3 protein-coding genes are annotated in these 4,067 nt (G+C 51.9%); all 3 read right to left on the minus strand.

All coding sequences use genetic code 11. The features are described 5' to 3' along the window. The coding region (cas12k, locus tag H6F43_RS21800) for a type V CRISPR-associated protein Cas12k (RefSeq protein ID WP_199290110.1) at positions 1 to 1,079 on the minus strand (1,079 nt) is incomplete at its 3' end. Between the two features lie 21 nt (positions 1,080 to 1,100). Next, positions 1,101 to 1,259, minus strand: a complete 159-nt coding sequence (locus H6F43_RS02175; RefSeq protein WP_190340374.1) for a hypothetical protein — start codon at positions 1,257 to 1,259, stop codon at positions 1,101 to 1,103. Then, positions 1,250 to 3,904, minus strand: a complete 2,655-nt coding sequence (locus H6F43_RS02180; protein ID WP_190340375.1) for a CHAT domain-containing protein — start codon at positions 3,902 to 3,904, stop codon at positions 1,250 to 1,252. The genes H6F43_RS02175 and H6F43_RS02180 overlap by 10 nt, the downstream gene beginning before the upstream one ends. Positions 3,905 to 4,067: the final 163 nt, after the last annotated feature.

The following is a 4,067-nucleotide window of genomic DNA, read 5'->3' on the forward strand; positions in this document are numbered from 1 at the left end:
ACATCTTTTGCCTGCTCTTGACGATCGCCTTCTATTGGCTGAAATCCTGACTCGATCGCGATGCCAAGTTGATTTGCTTTACTACGGATGGCTGCAATGAGTCTGTTGTAACTCCATCGATGAATCGCCCTGCGGTACTCTTTGGCGTATTGATTTTGAGCCGCAACTGATCCCGGACATTTCTGTTCAGCCTTCGCCGTAATCTCACTAGCAAGTAATTCTCGGAGATGCGTCAGGTTTGGAATCACAATGCTGCTTGCTTGATAGGTTTGAGCCAGTTGGATGATGGACTTTGCTAACAGACGGTCAATATACTGACCCAGTTCTGATTCTGAAGGCTGGTGAGTGACACCACGCTTCTGATTCTGGTGACGTTTTAGGCTGTTTTGCTGCTGCTGACGGTGCTGACGGTTAAGAAGGTGATAGTGGTCACCCAACAGGGTGCGAGGCGTGCGATAGGTCAGCACACCTCCTGTTCTGCCATTGACAACGGCGGCGGTTACGGGGCTAGCTAACCCAATACTGAGTCCAACTAAAATTTCGGGATTGCCTTGGTAGAGGTTCTGACTGGGGCGTTCAGGTAAATTCTTGAGGCGATCGAGCGTTGCCTGGTTGCGAGGATCAGGGTTGGCATGAGTCAAGTTTTTGAGGGCTTTAGTAGCCTTCTCCTGCCGAACTTCTAGAGTGCCTTCTGCGGTCATCAAGCGAGTATCAAAAGAACAATAAAGGGCGAGATGATTCACGTTCCAGGGATCACCTTTGCCCTCGCCTTCTCTCCATGTCAGTATGGCTGAACTAAGGGTGAGCAAGCCTGATGGATAGGTATCTTGATTGGCTCGATAAGTTTGCCAATCTTCCAGAAAACGTTGGAAGAAGGGCAGTTGCCGTTGGTCGCAATACAATCGGAATGGATATTCTTTATGAGTTTTGAACCATTCCTTGATATTTGGATCAGCCGCCTTGAGATATTTATTGATGCCATTGAAGCTGATGGCAATCCTACCTTTTGCTGTCTTGCCCCAGCGTAAGTCTGTAGAACTACCGTAGATGATGGGATAGGGTAAGGGTTTAGCTAGCAGTTTTGCTTGCCACTCTTGCGCTTAAGCGACAGTTTTAGAAAGTTGTTGTGTCACAAGTTCCAGCGTCTTCAAAAACTCTTCTCCAGTCAAATCTCGTCCTTTGGGTAAGCGAGCCTGAAGCTGATTTAGAAGTAGCTTCTTAAGCTTTTTGGGCAGCGATCGTAGAATCGTTACAGCCAACTGCCCACCAGAATGAACGGTGCCCAATAGCGCGGGTGGGCATATTGTTCACTATGTAAGAGCGATCGCTGTGCCTGACGTAATGCATCGGCACGGGTAATCTCTCCTTGACCAAGCTGTTGATAGAATTGCTGCATTAACAAGCCACTGGATTCATCATCTAGGCTCCAAATCGAGGCGATCGCGCTCCTTGCGCCCGCCCGAACTGTAGTGCCCGCAATTCCTAAAGCGGCTCGATTATCACCCGATGCGGTTTCGCAGGCGCTTAACACCAGCAGTTCAATGACATCCGTTCGATTCAAGCCGCGCGTACGAAACAGGATTTCTAAATCATCTACGTTGATGCTGCCTGTGGCAGTTAACAAAAACGTTTTTTGCGGATCCGAGCTAAATTGACCGTGCGTGGCTAAATGGACAATTTGAAACGGATATTCGTTGATTTCCTGATTGAATGTTTGCGTGGTAAAGTTGCGATCGCGAATGGTTGTGACGGCGATGCCTGCTTTGGCGATCGCGTCCAGTTCAGCGTTGACATTTTCCAGCTTAGAAAAAAGTTTGGCATACGCCAATGGTGGATCAGTGAGGCTGGCTCCCAGCACCCTCAATGCTTTGGGTAACGGTCGCGGATTCTGTAGTTCCAAATTCAGCGCTACCGTGATGCCATAGTCCTCCACCAAGTAGTGTTGACCGTCATACAGCGCTGCCATCGGCAAGTTGCGTAAGGCACCGTCCAGAACGAAAACGAGCGTCTTCACGTTGGCGGCTTTTAGTTGGGTGCTGGCAGGTTCGATCAGCCAGCGATAAACGGTTTTGGCGTTCGTTTTTAAAGTTTCAAACGTGTATTCTTCCTGCAAATCTAGCTGCAACTGTCTCACGGTTTGGTTCACCGTGGCTGAATCAACGACTGTCCGGTAGCGGACTAATTCTGGCTGCTGCGGCAGTTTCAAAATCACTTCCAAGCGATCGTTTAGCACGATCGGGTAAATCGCTGCTGTAGTGGAATTGGATTGATTGATGATGCGATCAATCGACTCTGGACTCGACGCCACGCAGGGTTCCTGTAAAAAGTTTTCCAGTTCCGCGATTTGCAGCGACTCAATGACTTGACGAGCGCGTTTCAAATTTTCCTGACTGGGAACGTCCGGCTGCAACAGCAGTTCAGCATAGTCTCGATAGAGCGGTTCGGCAGTTCGCTCTCGAAAGCTGAACTGCGCCTCTGGATTGCCTGCGGCTAACTCTCGCCGAATCGATTGCAGCGTTGTAAAAGCAGCGTTGTAAGCGGCGATCGCTCGCTGATAATTAGCGTCTGCAGTGACGGTTGCCTTTGTGCCCCCCTGCGCTTTGTATAGTCGCCCCATCTGCCACTGCCAGCGGTAGGCAATATCGGGGGCGTTGTGAGACTGCGCTAAAACCAATGCCTCAGCCGTCAACTTTAGCCCTTCAGTCCACTGACCCGTTTGTTCATAGACCTGTCCCAAATAGCCGAGTGCGTAAGACTCAGCTCGTTGATCGGTGAGGTCACGCGCCTGTTGGACCGCCTCAGCCAACAGCTTTGCGGTCTGAATCGAGGGAGGTGCGAATCGAGCGTATTGAATCCGGGCATAAATTGCGGTGCGGCTGGCAGGCAGAGCCAAGAGATCGGGCAGAACTTGAGCCGCGATCGTCTCAGCGTCGCGTTTAGTTTCGACTAGCAGACTGAGTTGATTCAGTTGCGCCTGCACTTTGGCAACCGGAGCCCGGGCGGCGATCGCTGCCTTCTGGTAGTAGGCTAAGGCACGCTCTGGCTGCTGCTGAGCACGCGCCGTGTTACCCAAACTTAGTAGGGCAGCAGCAACCTCGCCAGATTGCGCCTTCTCAGCAATCGCTAACCCCTGCTGCAGCACTTGCTGAGATTGAGTCAGCTTGCCTGCTAACCGTAAGGCATCTCCAAAGTTGATCAAGCCAGCGGCTTTAAGTGCGGTATCCGGCTGGCGATCGAGCCGCTGGCTAACCTGCTCTAACTGCGTTTCCGCCCGACGGGTTAGCCCTGCTGCCTGAAGTGCCTGCGCTTGATTGATCAAACTGCGGATGACCCCTGCACCATCCTCAATTCGCTGATAGGCTGCTGCTGCTTGCTGCCACGTGGCAACTGCCTGTTCTGTTTGCCCTTGAGCCAGTTGCAAACTTCCCTGCGTCGTCAATGCCTGCGCCAAAACTCGCAGCCGCTCTGGTTGACGCTGTTCCGGCTGAACGAGGATTAAACTTTGCTGAATCGATTCCATCGCCTTTGGGAACTGACCGAGTTGCTGATACGCCAATGCCAAATTGCTCAGCACCATTGCTTGATTCAGACGATCGGTTTGTGCCGCAAATCCCCGCTCTGCCTGCTGCCACACGGTAATCGCCGCCGCGTACTGTCCTGACTCATACAGCGATCGTCCCTGCTGCGTCAGTTGTGAATAATTAGAAATTTTGAATTCTGAATTTTGAATTGGTTGATGCAGCGTTCCCTGTTGAGACAGTTGCAAGGGCATCTCAGATATTGCAGGGACTGAATCAGAAGATGCAGGTTGGCTGGAGAGCGCAGGAACGGCGATCGTCCAGCCAATCGCGAGTAGCGCGGTCGCGATCGCGAGTCCTACATATCGAAAAAACCTTAATCGCATCGCTGCTTCCTCATTGACATTGCACTACAGGCTGTCCAGTCGGAGCGACCGTAGACGATCGGGCAGTCAGAGAAATCTGTCCATTTGCGCCAATCAGCCAGCCATGAGCTTCCACGATCGGTGCCATGGGGGACGCTGCGGGAAGGGGAGACGGCGATCGGGC

It is taken from the genome of Leptolyngbya sp. FACHB-36 (assembly GCF_014695955.1).
Classification (GTDB): domain Bacteria; phylum Cyanobacteriota; class Cyanobacteriia; order Leptolyngbyales; family Leptolyngbyaceae; genus FACHB-36.